General features: G+C 71.3%; 21 protein-coding genes and 1 riboswitch. Of the genes, 13 read left to right on the top strand and 8 right to left on the bottom strand.

Translation table 11 applies throughout. The features are described from left to right. Positions 1 to 7 precede the first annotated feature (7 nt). From BLV01_RS00130 to BLV01_RS00120, 3 genes are all read right to left on the bottom strand, one after another. Entirely contained in the window at positions 8 to 1,135 is a 1,128-nt protein-coding gene (locus tag BLV01_RS00130) for a copper resistance protein B (protein WP_091792957.1), read from the bottom strand. Continuing rightward, complete coding sequence (locus tag BLV01_RS00125; RefSeq protein WP_091792955.1) at positions 1,132 to 2,952, bottom strand: copper resistance system multicopper oxidase; 1,821 nt, start codon at positions 2,950 to 2,952, stop codon at positions 1,132 to 1,134. Before BLV01_RS00125 ends, BLV01_RS00130 begins: the two co-directional genes overlap by 4 nt. A gap of 171 nt (positions 2,953 to 3,123) precedes the next feature. After that, the gene (locus tag BLV01_RS00120; protein ID WP_091792953.1) at positions 3,124 to 3,567 is read right to left on the bottom strand and encodes a CopL family metal-binding regulatory protein; all 444 of its coding nucleotides are present in this window, start codon (positions 3,565 to 3,567) and stop codon (positions 3,124 to 3,126) included. Positions 3,568 to 3,826: 259 nt separating this feature from the next. After that, positions 3,827 to 3,905: riboswitch (Fluoride riboswitch) on the top strand. Positions 3,906 to 3,998: 93 nt separating this feature from the next. Here BLV01_RS00120 and crcB point away from each other — a divergent pair. The 7 genes from crcB to BLV01_RS00085 all read left to right on the top strand — a co-directional run bounded on the left by crcB (position 3,999) and on the right by BLV01_RS00085 (position 11,728). After that, entirely contained in the window at positions 3,999 to 4,385 is a 387-nt protein-coding gene (crcB, locus tag BLV01_RS00115; protein WP_091792951.1) for a fluoride efflux transporter CrcB, read from the top strand. A 541-nt stretch (positions 4,386 to 4,926) separates the two neighbouring features. Next, positions 4,927 to 6,222: an isochorismate synthase gene (locus BLV01_RS00110; RefSeq protein ID WP_091792949.1), complete on the top strand. Its 1,296-nt coding sequence runs from the start codon at positions 4,927 to 4,929 to the stop codon at positions 6,220 to 6,222. After that, positions 6,219 to 7,880, top strand: coding sequence for a (2,3-dihydroxybenzoyl)adenylate synthase (locus BLV01_RS00105; RefSeq protein WP_091792947.1), 1,662 nt, complete (start codon positions 6,219 to 6,221; stop codon positions 7,878 to 7,880). The genes BLV01_RS00110 and BLV01_RS00105 overlap by 4 nt, the downstream gene beginning before the upstream one ends. Next, a complete protein-coding gene (locus BLV01_RS00100; protein ID WP_175485712.1) occupies positions 7,877 to 8,755 on the top strand; it encodes an isochorismatase in 879 nt (292 codons plus the stop codon). The genes BLV01_RS00105 and BLV01_RS00100 overlap by 4 nt, the downstream gene beginning before the upstream one ends. Continuing rightward, positions 8,755 to 10,086: a condensation domain-containing protein gene (locus BLV01_RS00095; RefSeq protein ID WP_091792945.1), complete on the top strand. Its 1,332-nt coding sequence runs from the start codon at positions 8,755 to 8,757 to the stop codon at positions 10,084 to 10,086. The genes BLV01_RS00100 and BLV01_RS00095 overlap by 1 nt, the downstream gene beginning before the upstream one ends. After that, a complete protein-coding gene (locus BLV01_RS00090) occupies positions 10,083 to 10,931 on the top strand; it encodes a siderophore-interacting protein (protein WP_091792943.1) in 849 nt (282 codons plus the stop codon). The genes BLV01_RS00095 and BLV01_RS00090 overlap by 4 nt, the downstream gene beginning before the upstream one ends. Then, a complete protein-coding gene (locus BLV01_RS00085) occupies positions 10,928 to 11,728 on the top strand; it encodes a 2,3-dihydro-2,3-dihydroxybenzoate dehydrogenase (RefSeq protein WP_091792941.1) in 801 nt (266 codons plus the stop codon). Before BLV01_RS00090 ends, BLV01_RS00085 begins: the two co-directional genes overlap by 4 nt. 347 nt (positions 11,729 to 12,075) lie before the next feature. Here BLV01_RS00085 and BLV01_RS00080 read toward each other — a convergent pair whose 3' ends face one another. Both BLV01_RS00080 and BLV01_RS00075 read right to left on the bottom strand, forming a co-directional pair. Beyond that, a complete protein-coding gene (locus BLV01_RS00080) occupies positions 12,076 to 12,300 on the bottom strand; it encodes a hypothetical protein (protein ID WP_091792939.1) in 225 nt (74 codons plus the stop codon). A 248-nt stretch (positions 12,301 to 12,548) separates the two neighbouring features. Continuing rightward, positions 12,549 to 12,815 carry a hypothetical protein gene (locus BLV01_RS00075; RefSeq protein ID WP_091792937.1) on the bottom strand — a complete coding sequence of 89 codons (267 nt, stop codon included), beginning with the start codon at positions 12,813 to 12,815 and terminating at the stop codon, positions 12,549 to 12,551. An 863-nt stretch (positions 12,816 to 13,678) separates the two neighbouring features. Between BLV01_RS00075 and BLV01_RS00065 the strand changes: the two genes are divergently transcribed. Further along, positions 13,679 to 14,143 (top strand): hypothetical protein, encoded by a 465-nt coding sequence (locus BLV01_RS00065; RefSeq protein ID WP_091792933.1) that lies wholly within the window; start codon positions 13,679 to 13,681, stop codon positions 14,141 to 14,143. Between the two features lie 31 nt (positions 14,144 to 14,174). Here BLV01_RS00065 and BLV01_RS00060 read toward each other — a convergent pair whose 3' ends face one another. Continuing rightward, positions 14,175 to 14,840 carry a DUF4166 domain-containing protein gene (locus tag BLV01_RS00060; protein WP_091792931.1) on the bottom strand — a complete coding sequence of 222 codons (666 nt, stop codon included), beginning with the start codon at positions 14,838 to 14,840 and terminating at the stop codon, positions 14,175 to 14,177. Between the two features lie 88 nt (positions 14,841 to 14,928). Then, entirely contained in the window at positions 14,929 to 15,453 is a 525-nt protein-coding gene (locus BLV01_RS00055) for a DUF3011 domain-containing protein (RefSeq protein WP_091792929.1), read from the bottom strand. Positions 15,454 to 15,749: 296 nt separating this feature from the next. Here BLV01_RS00055 and BLV01_RS00050 point away from each other — a divergent pair, with 296 nt between their 5' ends. The 5 genes from BLV01_RS00050 (at position 15,750) to BLV01_RS00030 (ending at position 22,982) form a co-directional block, all read left to right on the top strand. Then, complete coding sequence (locus tag BLV01_RS00050; RefSeq protein ID WP_091792927.1) at positions 15,750 to 16,472, top strand: PAQR family membrane homeostasis protein TrhA; 723 nt, start codon at positions 15,750 to 15,752, stop codon at positions 16,470 to 16,472. A gap of 133 nt (positions 16,473 to 16,605) precedes the next feature. Beyond that, complete coding sequence (locus tag BLV01_RS00045; protein ID WP_091792925.1) at positions 16,606 to 17,685, top strand: efflux RND transporter periplasmic adaptor subunit; 1,080 nt, start codon at positions 16,606 to 16,608, stop codon at positions 17,683 to 17,685. Between the two features lies 1 nt (position 17,686). Further along, a complete protein-coding gene (locus BLV01_RS00040) occupies positions 17,687 to 20,800 on the top strand; it encodes an efflux RND transporter permease subunit (protein ID WP_091792923.1) in 3,114 nt (1,037 codons plus the stop codon). 131 nt (positions 20,801 to 20,931) lie between these two features. Next, positions 20,932 to 22,296 carry a sensor histidine kinase gene (locus BLV01_RS00035; protein WP_091792921.1) on the top strand — a complete coding sequence of 455 codons (1,365 nt, stop codon included), beginning with the start codon at positions 20,932 to 20,934 and terminating at the stop codon, positions 22,294 to 22,296. Between the two features lie 2 nt (positions 22,297 to 22,298). Next, the gene (locus tag BLV01_RS00030) at positions 22,299 to 22,982 is read left to right on the top strand and encodes a response regulator (protein WP_091792919.1); all 684 of its coding nucleotides are present in this window, start codon (positions 22,299 to 22,301) and stop codon (positions 22,980 to 22,982) included. A 90-nt stretch (positions 22,983 to 23,072) separates the two neighbouring features. Here BLV01_RS00030 and BLV01_RS00025 read toward each other — a convergent pair whose 3' ends face one another. Then, entirely contained in the window at positions 23,073 to 25,406 is a 2,334-nt protein-coding gene (locus tag BLV01_RS00025) for a M20/M25/M40 family metallo-hydrolase (protein WP_091792917.1), read from the bottom strand. Between the last annotated feature and the right edge of the window lie 11 nt (positions 25,407 to 25,417).

Raw genomic sequence — 25,417 nt, 5'->3', positions numbered from 1 at the left:
CGCTCCTTCAGAACCACAGCCGCACGCCGGCGACCAGGCGGGTGTCTTCGATCCGCTCGCCGTGCGCGCGCCGGTAGTCGGCGGTGTCGCCGAACGCGCGCTCCCAGCTCACCCCGATGTACGGCGCGAACTTGCGGCTGAACTCGTAGCGCAGGCGCAGGCCGGCCTCGGCGGTGCTCAGGCCGGCGCCGGTTTCGCGGCGCGGATCGTCCTTGCCGTAGAACTCGACTTCGACCAGCGGCTGCAGGATCAGGCGATTGGTCAGCAGCAGTTCGTACTCGGCTTCCAGGTTGAGCGCGCTTTGCCCGCGTTCGCCCAGGTAGGCGGTGGCGGAGACCTCGAACTTGTACGGCGACAGCCCCTGCAGGCCGAACGCGGCCCAGGTCTGCGAGCGCTCGGGACGGAAGTCGTGGCGCACGCCGGCGACCACGTCCCACCACGGCGAGATCGCGCGGCCGTACAGCGCCTCCAGGTTGGCCGATTCGGTGCGGCCGTCCTCGCGCTCGCCTTCGCTGCGCAGCCACAGGCGGTCGGTGTCGTTGCCGAACCAGGCCTGGCCTTCCCAGGCCTGGGCGCTGCCGTGGTCGGCGTCGACCGCTTCCAGGCGGTTGAACACCACCATGCGGCCGAACTCGGGCGCGTGCTGCATGTGCAGGCCGATCGGCGGGAACGCGGCGGTGCGGTCGGCGTCGGTGAGCGGCGGGATCGGTTCGCGCGGCGGCTGCGCCGCGTCGGCACGCGGCGCGGCGCCGTGGCCCATCTGCGAGTGGTCCATCCCGGAGTGGTCCATCTGCGAATGGTCCATCGCCGCTTTCGACGCAGGCGCGGCAGCCGGCGCGGAGTGGCCGGAATGATCCATCGTGGAATGGTCCGTCTGCGCGTCGTCCGCGGAGGTCGCCTTCGCCGCGGCCTGCTTCGCCGGCGTCTTCTTGGCGGGCCCGCCGGCCGGCGAATGCTGCATTCGCGAATGGTCCATCGTCGCCGCGGGCGCGGCGTCGGCCGCGTGCGCGGCGTGCGCGGCGTGCGCGGCGTGCGCGGCGTGCGCGGCGTGATCGTGCTGCTGCGCGCCGGCGACGCCGGCGAACGACAGCGCCAGGGCCAGCGCGGAGCGGGGCAGGAGGGGTGTGGTCTTCATTCTTCGACCCTCACTTCGCGCATCATCCCCGCTTCCATGTGGTAGAGCAGGTGGCAGTGGAAGGCCCAGCGGCCGAGCGCGTCGGCGCGCACGCGGTAGCTGCGGCGCGTCCCCGGCGGCATGTCGACGGTGTGCTTGCGCACCTGGAACTCCTGCTTCTCGTTCTCCACGTCGCTCCACAGGCCGTGCAGGTGGATCGGGTGGGTCATCATCGTGTCGTTGACCAGGACGATGCGCAGGCGCTCGCCGTAGGTCAGCCGGATCGGCTCGGCGCCCATGAATTTCTGTCCGTCGAAGGACCAGGCGAACTTCTCCATGTGGCCGGTGAGGTGCAGCTCGATCTCGCGGCCGGGCTCGCGGCCGTCGGGGTCGGGGAACACGCTGTGCAGGTCGGCGTAGGTCAGCACCTTGCGGCCGTTGCCGCGCAGGCCGATACCGGGATCGTCGAGCTTGGGCGAGACGCTCATCGCGCGCATGTCGATCAGGCGCTCGTCGCCGCCGGGCTTCGCGCCGGCGCCGTGGTCCATGCCGGCCATGCCGTTGCCGCCGCCCATGTTCGCGCCGCAGCCGCCTTCCATGCCCTTGGCCTTGCCGCCGCCCATGTTGCCGCCGCAACCGCCTTCCATGCCCTTCATCGACGACATGTCGTGGCCGCCGTGCCCGCCCATGCCGCCGTGGCCCATGTCCTCCATGGTCAGCAGCGGGCGCGGGTCGGTGCGCGGCACTTCCGCTTCCAGACCCGGGCGCAGCGCCAGGGTGCCGCGCACGTAGCCGGTGCGGGCGTTGTCCTGGCAGAAGATCGTGTAGGCGTCCTGGCCCGAGGGTTCGACGATGACGTCGTAGGTCTCGGCCACGGCGATGCGGAACTCGTCGACGCTGACCGGATGCACCGGCATGCCGTCGGCGGCGACCACGGTCATCTTCAGGCCGGGGATGCGCACGTCGAAGTAGGTCATCGCCGAGCCGTTGACGAAGCGCAGCAGCACTTTCTCGCCGGGCTTGAACAGGCCGGTCCAGTTGCCCGCGGGGGCGACGCCGTTCAGCAGATAGGTATAGGTGTGGCCGTTGACGTCCGACAGGTCGGTCGGGGTCATGCGCATGCGCCCCCATTCGCCGCGGTCGCGCAGGGTCGCGGCCAGGCCCTTGTCGCGCACGTCGCGCAGCGCGTCGCCGACGGTGCGCTTGTAGTAGTTGTCGTAACTCGACATCTGCTTGAGCCGGCGGAACAGCGCGGCCGGTTCCAGGTCGGTCCAGTCCGAGAGCAGCAGCACGTGCTCGCGGTCGTAGTGGTAGGGATGCGGCTCGCGCGGGTCGATCACGATCGCGCCGTACAGGCCGGCCTGTTCCTGGAACAGCGAGTGGCTGTGATACCAGTAAGTGCCGGATTGGCCGACCCGGAAGCGATAGACGTAGCTCTCGCCCGGGCGGATGCCGTCGAAGCTCAGGCCGGGCACGCCGTCCATGTTGGCCGGCAGGATCAGCCCGTGCCAGTGAATCGAGGTCATGCCCTCGCGCAGGCGGTTGGCCACGCGCAGGGTGACGGTGTCGCCTTCGCGCCAGCGCAGGATCGGTGCCGGCAGGCTGCCGTTGACGGTCACCGCCGGGCGTACGCGGCCGGTGAAATTGACCTGGGTGGCGCCGATGTCGAGATCGAATTCGGTGCCGCTGAGAACGCGTGGGGTGTGCGCCATCGGCGCGGCGAACGCGCCGCGCCACAGGCCGCTGCCGGCGATGGCGCCGCCGGCGGCGAGGCCGGCGACGAAGCGGCGGCGGCTGCGGTCCAGCGGCGCGCCGTAGGGGGGAATATGTGAATTCATTTGACCTTCCGTGCCGTTGCCGGCGAGGGGGAAGCGCCGCGATCGTTCTGGCGGCAAGCGATGCGCGGGCGGGCGGTGGGCCGCGCCGCGCGCGTGCGGACGGACGACGGCGCGCGGCGTTCGCCGCGGGCGCGTACGGCCGTGGGCCGGCGCAGGGCCGGCGGTCGCGAATCAGGCGATGGGTGGGCGGATCGGCAGGCTCAGCACGCCGCTGGGCGGCGCGTGCGCGTTCGGCAGCGCCGGCGCGATCTCGTCCAGGCGCGGCGGCAGCGGCACGATCGCATGGGCGATGCTGGCCGCCTGCAGGCAATCGCACTGGCAGGCGAACTTGCCGCAGCAGTCGCCGTCGTGCGCGGCGGCCGGATCGCCGGGAGGCGGCGCGGAATCGGGGGCGCCGCCGTGGTGGCCCTTCGCCGTGGCGTCGTGCGCCATCGCCGGCATGTCCATGCCGTCGTGGCAGTCGGCCATCGCCTCGTCCGCCGCGGGCGCGGGCGCCGTCGCCATGCGCGGGCCCATCGCGTGGCCGCCGCTGGCGATCATCGCCGCCGACGCGTAGCCGTTGAGGCTCAACGCGACGATCAGCGACAGGCGCAGCAGCAGCGAAAGAAAGGACATGCGCGAGGGCAGGGCAGTGGATGCGATGGGAGCGGCGAACGACGGCGAGAACCGGGCTCGCGTACGAACGAAACGCATTGTGCACGCAATCGCAGGCGATGGTGGAACCTTCCCGGGTGGGAAGGTTGCGCGCCGCGTTCAGTTCGACATGCTGCCGAGCGGCCGCGATGCCGTGATTTTGCCTGCCGCAGGCGCGGCCCGGGTCGCGCGCGGCCGGCCGCGGGCGCGCGCTTGTTCGCGGATTTGCCGCTGCGGTAGCATGGCCGGCGGAGATGGCATTCCTCCGGTCCTGTCGCGACAGGCGAACCGCCGCCAAGGCTGATGATGCCTGCCCACCCCCGGAGCGCGGGTGCGCAGGCGTGTCGCCGTCCAGTCGATGCCCGCCGCGCGCGCTCCTTGCAAACCGTGAGGAGTCCGAGCGCGTGGATGGCATGTCGGCTGTGAGCATCTTCATCGGCGCGGGCCTGGGCGCGTTGCTGCGCTGGTGGCTCGGCCTGGCCCTGAACCCGTTGTTCCCGACCCTCCCGATGGGCACCCTGGCCGCCAACGTCCTGGGCGGGCTGCTGATGGGCCTGTCGATGGCGGTGTTCGCCCAGTACGAAACCCTGCCGCTGGCGTTGCGGCTGGCGCTGACCACCGGTTTCCTCGGCGGCCTGACCACGTTCTCGACGTTTTCGGCCGAGACCTCCAGCCTGCTGCTGCGCGGCGAATACGGCTGGGCCGGGGCGATCGTGGCCGCGCACGTCGGCGCGTCGCTGCTGGCCACGCTGGCCGGGGCGGTGGCGATGCGTGGGGCGTTGCGCTGGCTGGCGGCATGAACGGCATGCGGCTGCGGCGGTGCGCGCAGCACAAGCGCAGGCACGGCGAATCGCGGGCCTGACGACAGCCGCCGCGGTTGGCGCCGTCGGGCCGGTGCGGGTCGATCGCGGCCAGCGCGACGGTTTGCGGTGGCATGCCGGGCTGGCTGCATCGCGCACAGCGGCGTGATGCGAGTCGCAAAGCGGATTTGTCCGGCTGTGATGCCTATCGCATCGCGACGGCTTGAACCCGCGGCCGGGTTCGGCGTAGCTGCGCGCGTGGCCGTGCGCGCGGTTTCGTTCATCTCGCGCGTGGCGCGCAAGCGCTTGCCCGGACTCGCGCAAGTGGCATAATTCCTCCTCACACGGACGACGTACTCACGGCTCGTCCATTTCCGGCCAGCCGGCGTTCGCGCCCGCAAGCTCTCGACCCCAGAGCCTGCAGGTGCCCCTTGAACGCATTCCCACGCGCGGCTTGCGCGACGCTTGGTTTCCGCTTTTCGCCTTCCGTCTTCCGCGATCCTCGCGGCGAGCGCGTCGTTGCGCGTGCCGGAGCGCGGCGATGAACGACGAATCCCAATCGGCGCTGCTGGCGCCTGTTCCCGCGAGCGAAACCGGCGCGGGCGAGTCGGGCCTGGTTGGATTCGAGGCATGCGCGCCCGGCCACGAAGCGGCCGAAGAAGTCGCCGCGCCGGCCTTGCTGTCGAGCTATCGCGCGCACGATTCGCTGTTCTCCTCCAGCCACACCCAACTGCATGCGCGCGGCGTGCTTGAGCCGCTGACGCGCGCCAGCGACGACGACCTCGCCGGCGCCAGCGAGCGCCTGCTGGCGCGGGTCGCCGCCGACGCCGGGCGCTTGCCGTTGCTGGGCGCGGTGCCGTTCGAAGGCGGCCAACCCGCGCGGTTGTGGGTGCCGGCCCAGGCCGCGTTCGCGGCCGGGCGCGCGCGCCATCGCGGCGCCGTGCGCGGCGAGGCGCGCGACGCGTTGGCGATCGCGCCGAACGTCGAGCCGGTGCCGGCGCCGGCGCAGTTCAAGCGCAACGTCGAGCGCTCGCTGCAACGCATCCACGACGGCGGCCTGCGCAAGGTGGTGATGTCGCGCAGCCTGCGCATCGATGCGCGGGTCGAGGTGACGCAATTGCTCGCGCAGTTGCTGGCGCGCGCGCCGTCGGCGTACACCTTCGCCATGGACCTGGCCGGCGCCGGCGGCCCCGCCGCCTGCCTGATCGGCTCCAGCCCGGAATTGCTGCTGTCCAAGCGCGGCGCGCGGATCGTGTCCAATCCGCTGGCCGGCTCGATCCCGCGCAGCGCCGATCCGCACGAGGACCGGCGCCGCGCCGAGGGCCTGCTGCAGTCGGCCAAGGACCTGCACGAACATGCGCTGGTGATCGAGGACGTGGCCGCGGCGCTGCGCCCGTTCTGCCGCGAACTGCAGGTGCCGGCGACACCTTCGCTGCTGGCCACGCCGACCATGTGGCACCTGTCCACGCGCGTGGACGGCGTGCTGCGCGATCCGGCGACCAGTTCGCTGCGGCTGGCGCTGGCGCTGCATCCCACGCCGGCGGTGTGCGGCTATCCGACCGAACCGGCGCGGCGCACGATCCGCGAACTGGAAGGCTACGACCGCGGCTTGTTCACCGGCCTGGTCGGCTGGTGCGACAGCGACGGCGACGGCGAATGGGCGGTGACGATCCGCTGCGCCCTGGTCGAGGAAGACCGCGCGACGGTGTTCGCCGGCGCCGGCATCGTCGCCGGCTCGCAACCGGAGGCCGAACTGGCCGAGACCACGGCCAAGCTGCGCACCATGCTCGGCGCGATGGGGCTGGCGCACGTGGCCGAAGCGCAGGGCAGGGCATGAGCGCGGCGCCGCCGCTGGACGGCTGCGTGGCCTGGCCGCAGGAATTCGCCGCGCGTTATCGCGAACGCGGCTACTGGATCGGCGAGAACCTGTACGCCGCCCTGGCCCGCGGCGCGCGGGCCTATCCCGAGCGCACCGCCGTGGTTTGCGGCGAGCGGCGCTGGAGCTACGCGCAACTGGACCGCGACGCGCGGCGTTTCGCCGCGGGCCTGCGCCGCATCGGCATCGCACCGCGCGACCGGGTGCTGCTGCAGCTGCCGAACATCGGCGAGTACTACGTCGCCTGCCACGCGCTGTTCCTGCTCGGCGCGCTGCCGGTGTTCGCGCTGCCGGCGCATCGCCGCGCCGAGATCGGCTACTTCGTCGGCCACGCCGAGGTGCGCGCCTGCGTCATCGCCGACCGCGACGGCGGCTTCGATTACCGCGCGATGATCCGCGAGGTGCGCGCCGCGCATCCCGGCCTGGGCGAGGTAGTGGTGGTCGGCGAGGCCGAGGAGTTCCACGCTTTCGACGCGCTGCTCGACAAACCGCTGCAGGGCGACGGCCCGGACGCGGCCGAATTCGCCTTCCTGCAACTGTCCGGCGGCAGCACCGGCGTGCCCAAGCTGATCCCGCGCACCCACGACGACTATCTCTACAGCGTGCGCGAGAGCGCGCGCATCTGCGGCCTGGACGGAGCTAGCGTTTATCTGTGCGCGCTGCCGGCCGCGCACAACTTTCCGATGAGTTCGCCCGGCGCGCTCGGCGTGTTCCATGCCGGCGGCTGCGTGGTGCTGGCGCGGCAGGGCGACGCCGAATCGTGCTTCGCCCTGATCCAGCGCGAACGCGTCACCGTGACCGCGCTGGTGCCGGCGCTGGCGCTGGCGTGGCTGGAATCGCGCGCGCGGGCGCGCTACGACCTGGGCAGCCTGCGCTGCGTCCAGATCGGCGGCGCGCACCTGGCCGGCGAGGTCGCCCGGCGCGTGCCGGTGGCGTTCGGCTGCCGTCTGCAGCAGGTGTTCGGCATGGCCGAAGGGCTGGTCAACTACACCCGCGACGAAGACGGCGAGGATCTGGTGCTGGGCACGCAGGGCCGGCCGATCAGCGACGACGACGAGATCCGCATCGTCGACGACGACGACATCGACGTCGCGCCCGGCGAGATCGGCCACCTGCTGACCCGCGGGCCGTACACGATCCGCGGCTACTATCGCGCCGATGCGCACAACGCGCGCGCGTTCACCGCCGAGGGCTTCTATCGCACCGGCGACCGCGTGCGCCGTCTCGCCAGCGGTCACCTGATCGTCGAAGGCCGGGCCAAGGACCAAGTCAACCGCGGCGGCGAGAAGATCGCGGCCGAAGAGATCGAGGGCTATCTGCTGGCGCACCCGGCGGTGTTCGACGCCGCGCTGGTGGCGATGCCCGACCGCTTCCTCGGCGAGAAGTCCTGCGCGTTCGTGGTGCTGCGCGGGCCGGATCGCGCCACGCCGCGCGAGTTGGCGCAGAGCCTGCGCGAGCGCGGCATCGCCGCCTACAAGATCCCCGACCGCGTCGAGTTCCTCGCCGAGTTGCCGCGCACCGCGGTCGGCAAGATCGACAAGAAGGCCCTGCGCGCGCGCTTCGCGCCGCCGGCCGCCGTTTCCGTCCACGAATCCGTTACCGCCGAGGTCTCGCCATGACCATTCCCAAGATCGCCGCCTATCCCATGCCCGGTCCGCAGCAGTGGCCGTCCAACCGGGTGGAGTGGCGCCCGGAGCCCGCGCGCGCGGTGCTGCTGATCCACGACCTGCAGGAGTATTTCCTGGCGTTCTACGACCAGGCCCAGGCGCCGGTGCCGCAGTTGCTGGAGAACGTGCGTGCGCTGCGCGACGCCTGCGACGACGCCGGCGTGCCGGTAGTCTATACCGCCCAGCCGCCGGTGCAGAGCGCGCAGCAGCGCGGCCTGCTGCAGCCATGGTGGGGGCCGGGCATCACCGCCCAGCCGCAGCTGGCGCCGGTCGCCGCGCCGGTCGCGCCGCGCGCGCACGACACCGTGCTGACTAAATGGCGCTACAGCGCCTTCGTTTCCAGCGACCTGCGCGAGCGCATGCGCGAGCAGGGCCGCGACCAGCTCATCGTTTGCGGCATCTACGCCCATATCGGCTGCATGATGACCGTGGCCGATGCCTTCATGCACGACATCCAGCCGTTCCTGGTCGCCGACGCGCTCGCGGATTTCTCCGCCGAAGAACACCAACTGGCGCTGGATTACGTTTCGCGCCGCTGCGGCGTGGTGCTCGGCCGCGCCGACTGCGCGCAGGCGCTGGCCGACGGCGCCGGCCTGCCGGCGAGCCTGGCCGCGCTGCGCACCGAACTGGCGCTGATCATGGAGCGCCCGCTCGCCGAGATCGGCGCCGACGACAATCCCTTCGAAGCCGGGCTGGATTCGATCCGGATGATGACGCTGCTGGAGCGCTGGTCGGCGCGCGGAGAACGCATCGGCCTGGTCGAACTGGCCGAGCGCGGCAGCGTGGCGCAGTGGTGGGAATTGATCCAGCAACGGCGGGCCGCCTGATGTCCGGCGGGCTGGCGGCCGACGCCACGATTTCGCTGCCGCTCACCGGCCCGCAGCTGGGCATGTGGTCGGCGCAACAACTGGACCCCGACAGTCCGGCGCTGTGGACCGCCGAGGCGGTGGAACTGGAAGGCCCGCTCGACGAGGCGGCGCTGGAGGCGGCGATCCGCGAAACCCTGCAGGCCTGCGATGCGTTGCACATGCGCTATGAAGGCGAGGGCGCCGAGGTGGTGCAGCGCCTGCGCGAATCGCGCAGCGTGGTGATCGGCCGCGAAGACTATGCCGGCTGCGACGCGCCCTGGGACAGCGCCTGGCGCTGGATGCGCGAGGACCTGCTGCGCCCGGCTGACCTGGCCCGGCGCCCGTTGTTCGCGACCGCGCTGATCCGCCTGGGCGCGCAGCGTCACCTGTGGTATCTGCGCGCGCATCACATCGCGCTCGACGGTTTCGCCTACTTGCTGTTGATCCACCGCGTCGCCGAACTGTATTCGGCCCGGACCGGCGGCCGCGCGGCGCCGGCGGCGCGCGACTGGTCGCTGGCGCCGGTGGTGGCCGAAGAGGCGCGCTATCGCGCCTTGCCCGAGTTCGCGCACAGCCGCGGGTTCTGGCTGCAGCGTTGCGGCGATCTCGCCGAGCCGGTCACGCTCGGGCCCAAGTGCGCGCCCGGCGACAGCGCGCGCTCTTCGCGCCTGCAACTGCCGGCGGGCGAACACCAGCGTTGGCAACAGGCGGCGCGCGCGCTCGGCGTGGACTGGTCGGCGTGGCTGATCGCCGCGGTGTTCGCCTGGATGCGCGCGCGCAGCGGCAGCGACACGGTGTCGCTGGGGCTGTTGGTGATGAACCGGCTCGGCACGGCGGCGCTGGGCGTGCCGTGCATGGGCATGAACGTGGTGCCGCTGCGCCTGCGCCTGCAAGCACAGTGGAGCTTCGCCGAACTGGCGCGCGCGGTCGCCGCGGAATTGCGCGAACTGCGCCCGCACCAGCGCTACAACTACGAATGGCTGCGCCAGGACCTCGGCCTGGGCGACAGCCACGCACAGTTGTACGGGCCGGTGCTCAACCTGATGCCGTTCGATCGCGGCTTCGTGTTCGACGGCCTGCGCAGCCGCGCGCATCCGGTCTCGGTAGGCTCGGTCGAGGACCTGGACCTGACCGTGTCGCCGCTGGCCGATGGCGTTCGCTTCGACATCGAGGCCAATCCGCAGGCCTACGACGCGGCGACGCTGGACGCGCACCATCGCGCCCTGGTCGCGCTGATGCGCGCGGCCCTGGCCGATCCCGGCTTGCGCCTGGACGAGCTGCACGGCGCGCTCGCGCGCGAGGCCGCATGAGCGCGCGTCCGCGCGCGCGGCTGCTGCGGGTGCTGCGCATCGCCCAACGCACCGCGCAGATGCGCCGGATCACCGTCGGCGGGCCCGAACTCGACGGCTTCCCCGTCGGCAGCGAAGGCGCGCACATCAAGCTGTTGCTGCCGGCCGCGGCCGGGCAGGCGCCGGCGCTGCCGACGTTCGGCGAGCACGGGCCGGTGTGGCCGCCCGGCGCGGTACGGCCGGCGGTGCGCACCTACACGGTCGCGAGGATCGATCCGGCCGCGGGCGAACTCGACATCGACATCGTGCTGCACGGCGACGACGGCCCCGCCTCGCGCTGGGCCGCCGCGGCGCGGCCGGGCGACGCGCTCGGCGTGGCCGGCCCCGGCGGGCCGGCGCTGTTCCGCGCCGAGGCCGCGCGGCATGTGCTGGTCGGCGATCCCAGCAGCTACGCGCTGATCTGCGCGGTGATCGCGCACTTGCCGGCGCAGGCGCGCATCGATGCCTTGCTGGAAGCGCCCGATGCCGGCGAGATCCAGCCCTTGCCCACCCACCCGCGCTTGCAGGCGCGCTGGTTCTCGCGCGACGGCGCACCGGCCGGCGCGAGCCGGCGGCTGCTGGAAGCGGTGCGCGAACTGCCGTGGCACGACGGCGAGACGGTGTCGGCGACCCTGGCCGGCGAGAGCGCGCAAGTGGTGGCGATCCGCGATTTTCTCGCCCGCGAGCGCGGGGTGGCGCGCGCGATGATGTACGCGGTGCCGTATTGGAAGCACCGTTGGGACGAGGAGCGCTATCACGACGAGCGCCATCGGATCATGGACGAATTCGAAGCGCAGGCCGACGCGTTACAGGATGCGCCGGCATGAACGTATCGCAGAGCGGGGCAGGGGAGTTCGCCGGGCGGGTGGCGGTGGTGGTCGGCGCGGCGCAGGGGATCGGCGCGGCGACGGCGGCGCGGCTGGCGGGGGAGGGCGCGCGCCTGGCGTTGCTGGATCGCGACCAGGCGCGGTTGCAGGCGACGGCGCAGGCGCTGCGCGGGCAGGCGGCGCAGGTGCTGGCGCAGGCCTGCGATGTCGCCGATGTCGCTGCGGTCGAGGCGGCGGTGGCGCGGATCGAGGACGAACTGGGGCCGATCGCGCACCTGGCGCATGTCGCCGGCATCCTGCGCGTCGGCGCGGCGGTCGAACTGGATCCCGACGACTGGGACGCATGCATGGCGGTCAACGCACGCGGCGTGTTCGTCACCACCCGCGCCGTCGCCGTGCGCATGCGCGAGCGCCGCGGCGGCAGCATCGTCGCGGTCGGCTCGAACGCGGCCGCCGCGCCGCGCACCGGCATGTCGGCCTACGCCGCCTCGAAAGCGGCCGCGACTCAGTACCTGCGTTGCCTGGCGCTGGAACTCGCGCCGTGCGGCGTGCGTTGCAACATCGTCTCGCCCGGTTCCACCGACACCGCCATGCAGCGCGCGTTCGCTGCCGACGACGCGGCGCGCCAGCGCATCCTGCGCGGCGACGGCGAGCGCTTCCGCATCGGCATTCCGCTCGGACGCATCGCCGAGCCCGACGACATCGCCGAGGCGGTCTGCTTCCTGCTGTCGGATCGTGCGCGCCACATCACCTTGCACGACCTGCGCGTGGACGGCGGAGCGACGCTGGATGCCTGAGGCTTGGTGTCGAGCGGGGCGGGGCGAGCAGCATCGCTGCGCATATCCGGCGATGGCGAACCGGATCGCGGTGTTTCGTCGTCGAAACAGGTTCGACACATTGATGCTGTCGCTATTCGCTCTGCCGCGGCCTTGAGGGAATCACGCCTCAGTCGCGCCGGGACGTACGCATGGAGGCGCGCAAGCGTCCTGCAGGATGTCCGTTACGCGCTCCTGTAAGCCATGGCGGCTGCGAGGACAGAAGCGACGGAAAGCCAGACGCGCACAGGCGCCGGTCATGCCGACCGACGCCCGTGAGATCCCGTGATCTTCGCGTTATGCGAAATCGGCAGCGACGAACCCTTCGCTTACGGCACGGTGATGCCGCGGCTGTCGTCCTCGCCGACCACGCCGCTGTCGGAGCCGTTCCAGACGATGTACAGGTACTTGCGATCGCCCGGCGACGGATCGCCGTAATCGCCGTTGTTGGCGATGAAGGTGCGCTGGCCGGCGTTGTACTGCTGGCGGACCTTGCTGGTGACGTCGTTGGTGTTGTTCCACACGCCGTAACCGGCGTAATCGATGCTGGCCATGATGAGATCCTCGTTGAGCTGACGACGCTCGCCCGCACGTCCGGCGGGCCGCTCGCCGGTGTCGTCCTGACCGGCGGTTGCGCCCAGACTGGGCGACGAGGCCGCCGTCGTACCTTTCGGGAACCTTACGGTTGGGGCCGCCGGCACCGGCGTGTACGGGCAGGCCCGCCAGCGCGAATTCTGGGGCGCTGGCGGCGGTCGTAACGGCCAGATTTCAAGCAGGCGGATGCTTGCTGCGAGTCAGGCGATTACGAAGCCGCCAGGCCGTTGCAGCGATAGTCGGCGAGGTCGACCACGACGACCTTGACCGGAAAGGCCCGTCGGCTCTTGGCCTGTTCGGCCTTGCGGCGCGAGGCGAAACCTTGCCGGTAGAGTTCCATTTGCTCGCGCCATAGCAGGCCGCGCAGACGCCCGATGGTGATGCGTTGTCCGTCGTCGGATATGAGCCAGCGCCCGCGTTGGCGCCAGCCGAGCCAGTCGCCGGTGAGATCGATTTTCGAGTTGGAGAGGTCCATGGGGAAACGATGTCTGAGGGTTGGTGGGCGGATGAGCCGTGTTGGCAATGCTACGTACAATAACATAATACACATTATGCGAAATTTATCTAGGGAGCGGGCTGCATGCCGCCGATGGATAGCCCCGCACCTGTGCAGGCGTTCCAGACGAAGTCATCCCAAGATCGCCGAGTGTCGACGCCGGCGCTAAAGCCCAGGTCGCTCCGAAGCCAAGCATCCCGCTTCGCACGCGCTTCCGCGCACGCACTGCCGCCGATGGGTATAGCCGCACCCTGGGCCGCGCCAGAACGAGCGCTAGACACCCCAGGCGCACGCCCAGCCCTGGCAGCAAGCTCCCGCGATTCGGCCTGCGCACGCTCCTGTGCGAGCAAGCGTGCCCGCAGCTGCGCGTCAGTCGGCTCCGGCTCTGGCGTGGCCGCCCAGGCCTTAGTGGGCCTGCCGTTGTCGCACAGCTCGCTCTGATACGAGACGGCCCCGCCCTTCCCTACGCACTTGTAAACCGCCTGCCCGCTCGCCTGCAGCGAGAACAACAGCAGCAGCATCGCAATCCCTGGCTTCATACCTTCCCCCTGTGCGGGGAAGCGTAGCGCATCACTGTTGCCTCTCAAAAAGCAGTTTGCGGGGGAGGCGTGGTCCCGGTCAGCCATCCCCTGCCAGGAGTCCTGCCCCCTGCCCTGTTCGGACCAGGCACGCACGCGGGTGTAGAGCGAAGACGATGTGTCGCCGTACAGCTCAGGGCGCGCGCCGCCATTGTCCACGCAACCCGGATGCAGCGAGGCGATCGTCTCCGCGCGACCATCGCGCTTTCGACCCGTCTCCCGAACAGATAGTCTGGTCGCCCCGCAACGCCAAGGTCGATACCGATGCTGGAATGCACGCCGCACTCGGTCTTCTCGTGGAATTACTCGGTGTCCGGCCTTGCGCTGGGCGCTGCCGAGCTGACATTCGGGCCGCTATCGGATCAAGGCGCCATCGCAATCGAAGGCGCGAGGCTCGAGATTCGAAAAGAAGGTTGGGTCAATGCGAGCTGGACGCTTGAGCGCGAGGGAAACGTCGTTGCCGTCGCGAAGAGGCGCAGCCTGCTGGGGCGCTCGTTCGACCTGACCTGCTCTGGGCAAGCCTTGCTGCTCAAGCCTCAGACCTTGTTGGTCCGGGACTACCACCTGCTCCTCGGGGACGCGGTGGTCGGCACCATCGAGCCGGAGCACCCGCTTACCCGCAAGGCCCGGGTGCAGTGCGATGCCGTCGTGGCCGAGACCATTCAGCTGTTTTCTTTCTGGCTGGTCGCCATGGTTTGGCGGAGCACTACTGACACATCGCCTGTATGACGCGATGGGACGCGGCCGATAGCCAGCAGGATCAGTCGTTGAGCGAAAAACGGCCGCGATAGCGGAACAACTCGCCGAGCAGCGGATGAGTCAGGGTCATGCGCATGCTGAAGTGCCCGGCATCCACCGGCCGCTCCTCGATATACGCGCGGCCGAGCAGCAGCCCCAGCGGCAAAGGCACATCGGCACCGAACATCCGCCAGACATAGCCCGCGTCGCGGAACACGAGCGCACCGTCCTCGGCGGTCACCTTCAGCCGCATCCCCACTCCGAAACGGATGAACTCGATCACGTCGTTGCCGCCGACATGTTCCATGTGGGAGAGAAAATGGAACGGCGGGCGCCCGGCGAAATGGAACACGCGGTCCCAGTGGACCGTGCCATCGTCGGGCCTGGCGTTGTAGTGGACCTCGATCGGCACGTCCGTCCCGCGATAAGGGACCAGCGCACCGAATATCCGCGCGAACGGGATCAGGCACTTGGCGATCGCGCTGTGCCAAACCTCCTGCATGGTGCCCTTGACGCAGGTGTAGTCGTCGCTGAAGCCGCGCAGGAAGTAATGGCGCCTGATGACCTCGCCGAGACGGTGCCAATCCTCGCCGAGCACCTGCTGGAAGACGGGTTGGCGCGCGGCGCGCTCAGGCGCAGGAAGCCCGGACGACGGGCTTTCTGCGGTTGTTCTGTTGGAAGCTGCCAATCGCCTGCCCTCGCCTGATGATGCGGCATCGCTGGCAAGCACGGTAGCTGAAATAGGCTGCCCCGTCAGTCCTGGTGTCTGCCGCGGCTCAATCGATCTGGAACTGCCCGCGGCAGCCGTTGCTGACCCACACGCCGTTGCGATCCCAGCCCCAGCTCTGTCCTTCGATGCACGGCGAGTTGGAGTTCTGCCGGATCAGCCGCGCGCCGCGGCGCACGCTGGCGTTGCAACGGTTCTGGCGATCCTTGTTGGAATCGCAGGTGAGGACTTGCCCGCCGCCGCCGCCGCGGCCGCGATCGCGATCGCCCCAGGCGCCGCCGCCGTGCCCGCCGCGGCCGATCTCGAAATCGGCGCGGCAGCCTTGCGACACCCACACGCCGCGGCGGTCGTAGCCCCAGCTGCGGCCCTGGATGCACGAGGATTTCGACAGCTGGCGATTCAGGCGCACGCCGCCGCGGGTGTCGGCATCGCAGTACTGTTGGCGGCCGCCGTCGGATTCGCAGCGGATGGTGTTGCCGCCGCCGTAGTCGTTGTATTGCGGCGCGGCTTCGGCGCTCGCCCACAGGGCGAGTCCGGCGGCCAGGGCCAGGCCGGAAGCGATGCGTACGTACATGGGGGTTCTCCTTGTGGGGGTTCGTGGACGAACGCGAGCCGCTTCGGCCCGGTCCGATACCGATGGCGCGCGGATCGCCGCGACGCGACGGCCGCGTGGGCCGGGCCATGATGCGCCCCGATGCTTGCGCGAACCTTGTCGCGTGCGCGTCGCGGTCGTGTGAGCCTGCGATTAACGCGCATCGCGAACTATGCGGCGCGCGACCGCGCCGCATAGTTCGCGCAAGCTTCGCTGGCTACCGTCGCTGGTTCGAGGAGCCCGCCCGGCGTCCTGCCCGAGCCACAGGCCAAACGACCATGGACCACGAAACCCGCTACGGCCTGACTTCCGCGGCCTGGAACCTGCGCCCGTCGCGACGGCGATCGTCGTGGCTGCGTTCGATTCCGTCGGAAGAGCGCGCCAACGCGCTGACCCACGCGGCCGGCGCGGCGGTCTTCGCCGTGCTCGGCGCATGGATCGTCGCGACGAGCCTGAGCCGCGGCCCGTTCGCGCTGGCCGCATCGGTGTGCGTGTTCGTCGTCGCGCTGCTGGCGATGTATACGTCCTCGGCGCTGTACCACGGCAGCGCCGACGCCGCGCGCAAGCCGCTGCTGCGCGCGCTCGACCACTGTTCGATCTACCTGCTGATCGCCGGCACCTATACCCCGTTCGCGGTGCAGCTGGGCGGCGGCTGGGGCGCGTTGCTGTTGGCGATCGTCTGGCCGGCGGCGGCGATCGGCATCGGCCTGAAGCTGCGCGCCTCGATCGGGCGGCGCTGGATCTCCACGGCCGTCTACGTGGCGATGGGCTGGGTGGTGGTGATCGCCGCGCAGCCGTTCCTGCAACATTTCGCCCGCGCCACCTTGTTGTGGCTGGCGGCCGGCGGGCTCGCCTACACGGCAGGGACGCCGTTCTACCTGATGTCGCGCCGCCGCGCCGGCATGCATGCGTTGTGGCATGTCTTCGTGATCGCTGGAAGCGCGTGCCATTTCATCGCCGTGGCTTCGCTGGTCCTGGGCGGCGCGTCGGCGCAGGTCTGACCTGCGCCGACGGCGCGCCTTCGCGCCGGTTGGCTGCGCCACCGGTCTGCAGGCGTGTCCGCATCGCTCAGCGATTCGCGATTGCCGATCCCGCCTCCCCGCCTCCCCCCCTTCGATTCAGACCGCCCCGACCATGACCTCGACCCCCGCCTCCGTCCTGCTGGCCTGCGCCGCGTTTTTCCTGGACGCTTGCTCGCAGCAGAAACCCGCCGCGCCGCGGGCGCCGGAGACCGTGCGCGCGGTGTCGGTCGCGCGCGTGGAAAGCCGCGCGCTGGCCGGCGCGGCCAGCGCCTCGGGCCTGCTGGTCGCGCGCGAGGAAGCGGCGGTCGGCGCCGAGCACGCCGGCGTGCGGGTGCTGCGCGTGCTGGTCGAGGAAGGCGCGCAGGTGCGCGCCGGCCAGCCGCTGGCGGTGCTCGACGACGCGTTGCTGCGCGAACGCCTGTCGCAGCAACGCGCCCAGACCGCCAACGCGGTGATCGAAGCCGAACGCATGCGCGGCCTCGACGGCACCGGGGTGATGTCGGAGGAGGAGATCGGCCGCCGCCGCAGCCAGGCCCGCGTAGCCCAGGCGCAGTTGCGCGAACTGGAAACGCAATTGCAGCAAATGACGGTGCGCGCGCCGGTGTCCGGCGTGGTGATCGAACGCGCGGCGCGGCCGGGCTCGTTGTCCGGCGGCGAGCCCCTGTACCGCATCGTCCGCGACAACCTGGTCGAACTCGATGCCGAGGTGCCCGAAGCGGCGATCCTGGACATCGAGGTTGGGCAGGCGGTCGAAACCACGCTCGCCGACGGCAAGACCTTCGCCGGCCGGGTGCGGCTGGTGAGCCCGCGCATCGATCCCAAGACCAAGCTCGGCCGCGTGCGCGTCGCGCTGCCGGCCGACCCGGACCTGCGCGTGGGCGGCTTCGCCCGCGCGGTCTTCGCCAGCCGCTCCGCGCCGGTCGCGGCGGTGCCGGAAAAAGCGGTGCGCTTCGAGGCCGGCGGCCCGCAGGTCACGTTGATCGACCGCGACGACCGCGCCCGCAGCGTGGCGGTGAAGACCGGCCGACGCTCGGCCGGCATGGTCGAGCTGCTGCAGGGGCCGCCGGTGGGCAGCCGGGTGGCGCTGGCCGGCGGCGCGTTTCTGATCGACGGCGACCGGGTCAAGCCGGAGCTGGCCGCCGCGTCCCCTGCCCCTGCCCTGTCGCCGGCCCCGTCCGCCGCGGAGCGTTGAGATGAAGCTCGGCGTTTCGGCCTGGTCGATCAAGAACCCGATCCCGGTCAGCGTGCTGTTCATCGCCTTGCTGCTCGCCGGCCTGGCCGGCTACAAGGCGCTGCCGATCAAGCTGTTCCCGGACGTGTCGTTCCCGATCGTGCAGGTCGCCGTCGCCCTGCCCGGCGCGGCGCCGTCGGAGGTCGAGACCCAGATCACCCGCGAGATCGAGGGCGCGGTCGCCAGCATCGCCGAGGTCGACCACGTCAGCTCGACGGTGTCGCTGGGCCTGTCCTCGACCACGGTCGAGTTCGTGGTCGGCGCCGATCCGCAGAAAGCCACCGACGAGGTGCGCGCGGCCATCGACGGCGTGCGCGCGACGCTGCCGCGCGGGATCGAAGAGCCGGTGGTGCGCCGCTTCGACATCGACCAGATGCCGATCCTGACCTACGCGGTGTCGGCGCCGGCGATGTCGGATGTGGAGCTGAGTTGGTTCATCGACGACACCGTGGCGCGCGAGGTGATCGGCGCCGACGGCGTCGCCCAGGTCGCCCGCGTCGGCGGCGTCGAGCGCGAGATCAACGTGATCCTCGACCCGGCCCGGCTGGAAGCGCTGGGCCTGGGCGCGCCGCAGGTCAACGATGCGCTGCGCGGCTTCAGCACCGACATCGGCGGCGGCAGCGCCCGCGTCGGCGGGCACCAGCAGACCGTGCGCGTGCTCAACGCGGCGCAGAGCGTGGAGAGCCTGCGCCAGCTGGTGATCCCGACCGGCGACGGCCGCACCGTGCGCCTGGGCGAGGTGGCCCAGGTCGGCAGCGGCGGCGGCGAACGCAGCAGCCTGGCCCTGCTCAATGGCGCGCCGGTGGTCGGCTTCCAGGTGATGAAGACCAAGGCCGCCTCCGACGTCGATGTGGAAGCAGCCACCATCGAAGCCGTCGACGAACTGGCCCGGCGCCATCCCGGACTGAGCTTCACCCGCATCGTCTCCTCGGCCGAGAACACCCGCCACAGCTTCGACGCCACCGTGCATACCCTGATCGAGGGCATGCTGCTGGCCGCGCTGGTGGTGCTGGCGTTCCTGCGCGACTGGCGCGCGACCGCGATCGCCGCGGTGGCGATGCCGATCTCGCTGATCCCCACCTTCGCGATCATGGCGGCGATGGGGTTCAGCCTCAACATGATCACCCTGCTCGCGCTGACCCTGGTGATCGGCATCCTGGTCGACGACGCCATCGTCGAGATCGAGAACATCCAAAAGCGCATCCAGCTCGGCGAAACGCCGTTCCAGGCCGCGTTCGAGGGCTCCGACGCGATCGGCCTGGCGGTGACCGCGACCACCTTGTCGATCGTGGTGGTGTTCCTGCCGGTGTCGTTCCTGAGCGGCTTCGTCGGCCAGTTCTTCTTCGAGTTCGGCATCACCGTGGCGGTGGCGGTGCTGTCCTCGCTGGTGGTCGCGCGCATGCTCACGCCGCTGATGTGCGCCTATTTCCTCGCCCCGCAGGCGCAGGCCCATGCGCGCAAGCCGTTCCGCGGCGGCTACCGCCGCGCGCTGGACTGGGCGCTGGATCATCGCTGGATCTCGCTGGCGCTGGGCGTGGCGATCTTCGTCGGCTCGCTGTTCCTGGCCGCCGCGCTGCCGACCGGCTACACCCCGCCGACCGACAACGGCATCGTGCAGATCTCCATGGAAGGCGCGCCCGGCGCGACCCTGGACGACCTGCGGGCCTCCACCCAGCGCCTCACCCGCGAGCTGCACAAGCGCGGGGACGTGAAGACCGTATTCGCCACGCTCGCCACCGACGCCGCCGGCAGCAGCAACATCACCGTGCTGCTGCGCGAGGACCGCGCGCTGACCACGCAGGAATTCCAGGCCGACATCCGCGCGTCGATGCTGTCCATCCCCGACGTGCGCCTGGGCTACGGGCCGGCCGGGCAAGGCGGCAGCACCGTGGTCCAGGTCCTGCTGTCGAGCGAGGACGGCGCGGCGCTGGAACAGGCCGCGCGCACGCTGGAGCGGCAGATGCGCGGCCTGCCGGAGCTGGCCAACGTGCACGAGGTGACTCCGCGTCCGGGCACCGAGCTGATCGTGCGCCTGAAACCGGCCGAAGCCGCGCGCCTGGGCGTCACTCCCGAAGCGGTCGCGGCGCTCGCGCGGGTGGCGACGCTCGGCGACGTCGACGCCAACTCGGCCAAGTTCAACGCCGGCACCGAGCGACTCACCGTGCGGGTGCGGCTCGACGATGCCGCGCGCGGCGATCTCGCGGTCATCGGCGCCTTGCGCGTGCCCACCGCCGCGGGCGGTTCGGTGCCGCTGTCGGCGGTCGCCGACCTGGGTTTCCAGGCCGGCGCGGCGCGCATCGAGCGCTACGACCGCGAACGCCGCGCGATGGTCGAGGCCGAGCTGCACGAGGTCTCGCTGGGCCAGGCGATGGCCCGCATCAACGCCCTGCCGATCCTGCGCAACCTGCCGCCGGGCGTGACCAACCCCGCCTACGGCCAGGGCGAGAACCAGATGGAACTGTTCGCCAGCTTCGGCCTCGCCCTGGCCGCCGGCATCTTCATGATCTATGCGGTGCTGGTGCTGCTGTTCCGCAGCTTCTTCAAGCCGATCACGATCCTGGCGGCGCTGCCGCTGTCGCTGGCCGGCGCCTTCCTCGGCCTGCTGCTCGGCGGCGCCGAGCTGGGCCTGCCGGCGTTGATCGGCCTGCTGATGCTGATGGGGCTGGCGGCGAAGAACTCGATCCTGCTGGTCGAGTTCGCGATCGAGGCCGAACGCGACGGCGCCAGCCAGCACCAGGCGCTGGTGCTGGCCTGCCGCGAACGCGCGCGGCCGATCGTGATGACCACCTTCGCCATGGCCGCCGGCATGATCCCCACCGCGCTGGGCCTGGGCGAAGGCTCGGAGTTCCGCGTGCCGATGGCGCTGGCGGTGATCGGCGGGCTGATCAGTTCGACCGTGCTGTCGCTGGTGCTGGTGCCGGTGGTGTACGAATTCGTCGAAGACGCCGAGTTGTGGCTGACGCCGAAACTGGCCCGGCTGATCACCCACAATCCGGCCGAGCCCGATGCGCAGGCCAGGGCCGGCGCTTCGCCGGGAAGCGGCGCCGGTGCCGGGGATGCCGCCGAACGCGCCTGACGCCGCGCGCGGCCGCCTGCGCGCGCACCGCCGCGGGCGCGCAAGGCCGGGCCTGCGGCGGCCGGGCCCGGCGCGATTGCGACTATCATGCCGGCGACGCTTTGCGCGTTGCAGCCGTCGCCGGAGCGAGCATGCGTAACCCGATCCCGTCCTTCTTCCGCGCGCCGTCGTTGAGCCGGCGCATCGCCTGGCGCGTGGGCCTGGGCGTGGTGTCGCTGATCTTCGCGCTGTTCGCCGTGTTGTGCGTGGTGCTGTGGAAGCCCGAATCGCGCACGATCTACCGCGACACCGCCGACGATGCGGCGCAGGCCATCGAGCGCCGCAACGGCGTGCTCGCCCTGGACCCGGCGCGGCTGCCGCCGCGGCTGCGCGAAGCGCCGGAAACCGCCTGGCTGGCGGCGGTGGACGAGGCCGGACACACCCTGACCTGGGGCAAGTTGCCGCCCGAGTACCGGCCGGTGGTGGCGATGCTGCCGCTGTTGAGCGATTCCGACCTGCGCAGCCCCGACCCGCGCCTGGCCGCGACCCTGGTCGTCGCCGAGCGCGATTGGGGGCGGTTGCGGATCATCGTCGGCGGCGTGCCCGAGGAAGGCGTGATCGGCCTGTTCGCGCCGCTGTTCTACTTCGTCAGCCTGTGGATGGCGTTGCCGGTGGCGATCGTGATCCTGCTGCTGGTGCCGTGGATCGTGCGCCGCGGCCTGCGCGGCATCGGCAAGGTCGCCGAGCAGGCGCGCGGGGTCGACATGAACCGCCGCAGCCGCCATCTCGACGTCGCCGCGGTGCCCTCCGAACTCAAGCCGCTGATCGACGCGTTCAACCAGGCGCTGGACCGGATCTGGGACGCCGCCGAGGCGCGCGACCGCTTCCTCGGCAACGCCGCCCACGAGCTGCGCTTGCCGATCGCGATCGTGCGCGCGCGCGCCGCCGCGCTGGCCGCCGGGCCGGCCAAGACCAGCCTGCTCAGCGACATCGCGCGGCTGGAGAACATCTCCGAACAACTGCTGGACCTGCAGCGGGTCGACCGCGGGCTCATCGCCAACGACACCCTCGACCTGGTCCAGGTCTGCCGCGAAGTCGGCGAGGACATCGCGCCGCTGCTGGTCAAGGCCGGGTATGCGTTCTCGTTCGACGCGCCCGCGCAGCCGGTGTACGTGTCCGGCGACGTCGGCGCCTTGCAGCGGGTGATCATGAACCTGCTGCAGAACGCCATGACCCACGGCGGCGGCGCCGGCGAGATCGAACTGAGCGTGTCGCGCGAGGCGCGCATCAGCGTGTCCGACGCCGGCCCGGGCATCGCCGAGGAGGAATATCCGCAGATCTTCTCGCCGTTCTACCGGCTCAACCCCGCCGCCCAGGGCAGCGGCCTGGGCCTGCACCTGGCGCGCGAAGTGGTGACCCGGCACCGCGGCAGCATCCGGGTGTCGCGCTCGGCGCAGGGCGGCGCGCGCTTTTGCGTGCAACTGCCGTTGCTGCCGGCGCCGGCGCGGGGGGCCTGAGCATGCGCATCCTGCTGGTCGAAGACGATCAAGGCCTGTCGCAGGCGTTGAAGAGCGCGCTGGCCGCGCACAGCATCGTGCTCGACGTCGCCGCCGACCTGGGCGCGGCGCGGCGCGCGCTCAGCGACGCCGACTACCGCGCGCTGATCCTGGACTGGCAGCTGCCCGACGGCGAAGGCGTATCGCTGATCCCGCTGGCGCGGCGCGCGCAGCCGGGCCTGCCGGTACTGATCCTGACCGCGCGCCACCAGGTCGGCGACCGCATCCAGGGCCTGGACGCCGGCGCCGACGACTACATCACCAAGCCGTTCGACGTGAACGAATTGCTGGCGCGCATCCGCGCGGTGTGCCGGCGCCCTGCGCAGCAGCAGATTCCGACGATGACGCTGGGCGCGCTGCAGTTCGATTTCGCCGACCGCTGCGCCAGCCTGCACGGCAGCCAGCTGAACCTGCCGCGCCGGCAATTGCTGGTGCTGGAGGCGCTGTGCCTGCGCGCCGGCAGGACGGTATCGCGGGCCAAGCTGCAGGAGGCGGTGTACGGCTTCGACGACAACATCGAATCCAACACGCTGGAATCGCATATTTCCCGGCTGCGGCGCACGCTGGCGCCGGCCGGCATCGAGATCCACGCGATGCGCGGCCTGGGCTACCTGCTGCAGGCGGCCGATGGGGCGGACGAGGCCTAGCGCGCTCGCGCCCGGCCGCATGCGCGGCGGGCATCGCGCCGAATCCGGCGCGACACGAACGCGATCAATGCGAACCGGCGGCGCATGGGTTCAAGGCCCGGCCTTGTCCGCGGCGGCCGCGTCCGCGCCGCCGCGCAACTCGCTGCGGACCAGCGCCGCGCCGTTGAGCGAGAACGGTTGCGCGACCATGCCCTCGGGGCGCGGCACGCGCATCATCGTGGGGTCGTACGACGCATCGACCAGGCGGATCGCGTAGGCCGATCCGGCCTTGAGCTGCAGCTCGATCTGGAGCGGCGCGTCGCCTTGTCCGTACAGGTCGAGCATCCATTCTTCGCTGCCGTCCGCCTCCGCGTTCGGGTACTCGACGCCGGCGATGGAGGCGCGCAGTACGCTCGCGCCGTCCACGCTCAACATCAGCCGCGGCGCGTTGCGCGCGGAGGCTAGGGTCAGTTCGAGCGTGCGCACGTGCGCGTCGCTGCGCTGCGCGTCGAGCCGAAGCGTCGGCGGCGCCAGAACCGCCGGCGTCGCGCCGGCCCAGAACGAATCGGAATCGGGGCCGAAGAATTCCGGCATGGTCCGCTGCGTCGGCGATGCGCCGAGGTAGCGGCCGGTCCATGCGTCGGGCCGGTCGTCGCGCGAAATCCACCAGGCTTTGCCGCTGGCCCCATCCTGCGCGTACAGCAAGCTGTTCTGGCGCGGATGGGCGGTGTCGAAGCCGGCGGTGACCGAGCCGACGGCGAGCAACGCCAGCGCCGCCAGCCACGGGACCCAGCGCCCTGCCCCGCTGCCCGCGATCTGCGCCAGCAACGGCGCGAACAGGCCGAACAGCAGCATGGCCGCGACGCCGGCGACGAACGCCAACGACGGGGTCAGCGCCACGAACAGCGCCCACAGCACCATCGCGAACAGCGCCACGCCGGGGATCGCCGCGACGGTCAGCACGGCCAGCCGCGCGTTCGCCGACAGCCCGCGGCCCGGCCGCGCCAGGCTCGCCCACGTGCCGGCCTGCACCGCCAGCAGCGGCCACAACAGCAGATAGCCGGCGCCCGGCACGGTCGCGGCGGCCCAGCACAGCAGTGCGGTCCACACCAGCATCGCGCCGAATCCGGCCTCCAGCGCGCTGCACCAGCGCGCCGTCGCGGCCAGCAGCGCGGTCTGCACGCCCGCGGCCAGGGCCAGGAACGCAAGCAGGTACCAATGGCTGTTGTAGGTGTCGCCCTGCAGCAACGTCGCGTAGCCTGGATGCAGCCAGCCGACCGCGATCCACACCGCCTGGCAGGCCGCGCCGGCCGCTACCAGCCCGAGCGCGAAGACCGGCAAGGCGCGGGCCACGCCGGCGCCGCGGATCGCGCCGCCGCGCAGCCCCGCCGCGAGCAGGACCATGCTCAGCGCGACCGCCAGCGCGGTGAACGCGAGCGCCCAGCCCGCGCCGTAGTTCGGCATGCCCAGGCCCGGCGCGTTGAAGAACACCCGGTCTTCGCCGTCGATGCGTTGCAGGTCCGATTCGCCGAAGCTGCGCGTCGCGGCGAGCATGTTCTCGCCCAGATGCTGCACGCTGTCGGGCTGCAAGCGATCGATCCGGTCGATTTGGGTGTGGTAGTGGGTGTGGCCTTCGATCGCGGCGAAGTTGAGCCCGGCGATGCCGGCGTGCTTGAACACCTTGAAGTCGGTGCTGTTGGGCATGCGCCGGTACAGTTCGTAGCCCAGCGAGCCGCCGATCGGGTGCGGCGCCGCCGCGGCGAACTGCGCCACCAGCCGGCCGTTGCCGGCGCTGGTTTCGAACAGCATGGACGGGCCGCGGTTGCCGCGGAAATCGAAGTTCAGCGCCAGCGCGATCCGCCGCGCCCACGGATGCTGGGCGACGAAGGCTTCGGCGCCGAGCAGGTCCGCTTCTTCGGCATCGGTGAACACCACCATCACCTCGTTGCGCAGCGGCGCGCCGGCGCGCAGCGCGCGCAGGGTTTCCAGGATCGCGGCGACCGAGGCGCCGTTGTCGGCGGCGCCGGGACCGGTGGTCACCGAATCGTAGTGCGCGATCAGGGCCACCGCGCGGCCCGGCTCGCGCCCGGGCAGGCGCGCGACGATGTTGTGGACGGTGCCGGCGACCACGCCCCAGCGGTCGGGCTTGGCCACGAACGCGGTCTGCACCTGCGGCTGCAGGCCCAGCGCCTGCAGTTGCGCGAGCAGGTATGCGCGCACCCGCGCGTTCTCGGCGCTGCCGACCGGGTGCGGCCTGGATGCGATCGACGGCAGGTGGCGCATCGCGCGCGCGGCGGAGAACTCGCTCGCCGCGGCGCCATCGCCGCGCGCCGGCGGCGGCCGCACGTCCAGCCAGGAGACGGCGGCGCAGGCCAGCAGCGCCAACAGGGCCAGGCCGCGGGCGAGCGCGCCGGGCGGGGACGGAAGCGAGGGCGTGTTGGTCATAGGGCGCCGAC

It is taken from the genome of Lysobacter sp. yr284, from assembly GCF_900107375.1.
Lineage (GTDB): Bacteria > Pseudomonadota > Gammaproteobacteria > Xanthomonadales > Xanthomonadaceae > Lysobacter.
The sequence above is the reverse complement of the archived record's forward strand: the minus strand, read 5'-3'. Positions and strand labels throughout refer to the sequence as shown.

Coding starts and splice junctions, on each gene's coding strand:
- BLV01_RS00130 (WP_091792957.1), bottom strand. CDS start 1,135: ATGAAGACCACACCCCTCCTGCCCCGCTCCGCGCTGGCCCTGGCGCTG.
- BLV01_RS00125 (WP_091792955.1), bottom strand. CDS start 2,952: ATGAATTCACATATTCCCCCCTACGGCGCGCCGCTGGACCGCAGCCGC.
- BLV01_RS00120 (WP_091792953.1), bottom strand. CDS start 3,567: ATGTCCTTTCTTTCGCTGCTGCTGCGCCTGTCGCTGATCGTCGCGTTG.
- crcB (WP_091792951.1), top strand. CDS start 3,999: ATGTCGGCTGTGAGCATCTTCATCGGCGCGGGCCTGGGCGCGTTGCTG.
- BLV01_RS00110 (WP_091792949.1), top strand. CDS start 4,927: ATGAACGACGAATCCCAATCGGCGCTGCTGGCGCCTGTTCCCGCGAGC.
- BLV01_RS00105 (WP_091792947.1), top strand. CDS start 6,219: ATGAGCGCGGCGCCGCCGCTGGACGGCTGCGTGGCCTGGCCGCAGGAA.
- BLV01_RS00100 (WP_175485712.1), top strand. CDS start 7,877: ATGACCATTCCCAAGATCGCCGCCTATCCCATGCCCGGTCCGCAGCAG.
- BLV01_RS00095 (WP_091792945.1), top strand. CDS start 8,755: ATGTCCGGCGGGCTGGCGGCCGACGCCACGATTTCGCTGCCGCTCACC.
- BLV01_RS00090 (WP_091792943.1), top strand. CDS start 10,083: ATGAGCGCGCGTCCGCGCGCGCGGCTGCTGCGGGTGCTGCGCATCGCC.
- BLV01_RS00085 (WP_091792941.1), top strand. CDS start 10,928: ATGAACGTATCGCAGAGCGGGGCAGGGGAGTTCGCCGGGCGGGTGGCG.
- BLV01_RS00080 (WP_091792939.1), bottom strand. CDS start 12,300: ATGGCCAGCATCGATTACGCCGGTTACGGCGTGTGGAACAACACCAAC.
- BLV01_RS00075 (WP_091792937.1), bottom strand. CDS start 12,815: ATGGACCTCTCCAACTCGAAAATCGATCTCACCGGCGACTGGCTCGGC.
- BLV01_RS00065 (WP_091792933.1), top strand. CDS start 13,679: ATGCTGGAATGCACGCCGCACTCGGTCTTCTCGTGGAATTACTCGGTG.
- BLV01_RS00055 (WP_091792929.1), bottom strand. CDS start 15,453: ATGTACGTACGCATCGCTTCCGGCCTGGCCCTGGCCGCCGGACTCGCC.
- BLV01_RS00050 (WP_091792927.1), top strand. CDS start 15,750: ATGGACCACGAAACCCGCTACGGCCTGACTTCCGCGGCCTGGAACCTG.
- BLV01_RS00045 (WP_091792925.1), top strand. CDS start 16,606: ATGACCTCGACCCCCGCCTCCGTCCTGCTGGCCTGCGCCGCGTTTTTC.
- BLV01_RS00040 (WP_091792923.1), top strand. CDS start 17,687: ATGAAGCTCGGCGTTTCGGCCTGGTCGATCAAGAACCCGATCCCGGTC.
- BLV01_RS00035 (WP_091792921.1), top strand. CDS start 20,932: ATGCGTAACCCGATCCCGTCCTTCTTCCGCGCGCCGTCGTTGAGCCGG.
- BLV01_RS00030 (WP_091792919.1), top strand. CDS start 22,299: ATGCGCATCCTGCTGGTCGAAGACGATCAAGGCCTGTCGCAGGCGTTG.
- BLV01_RS00025 (WP_091792917.1), bottom strand. CDS start 25,406: ATGACCAACACGCCCTCGCTTCCGTCCCCGCCCGGCGCGCTCGCCCGC.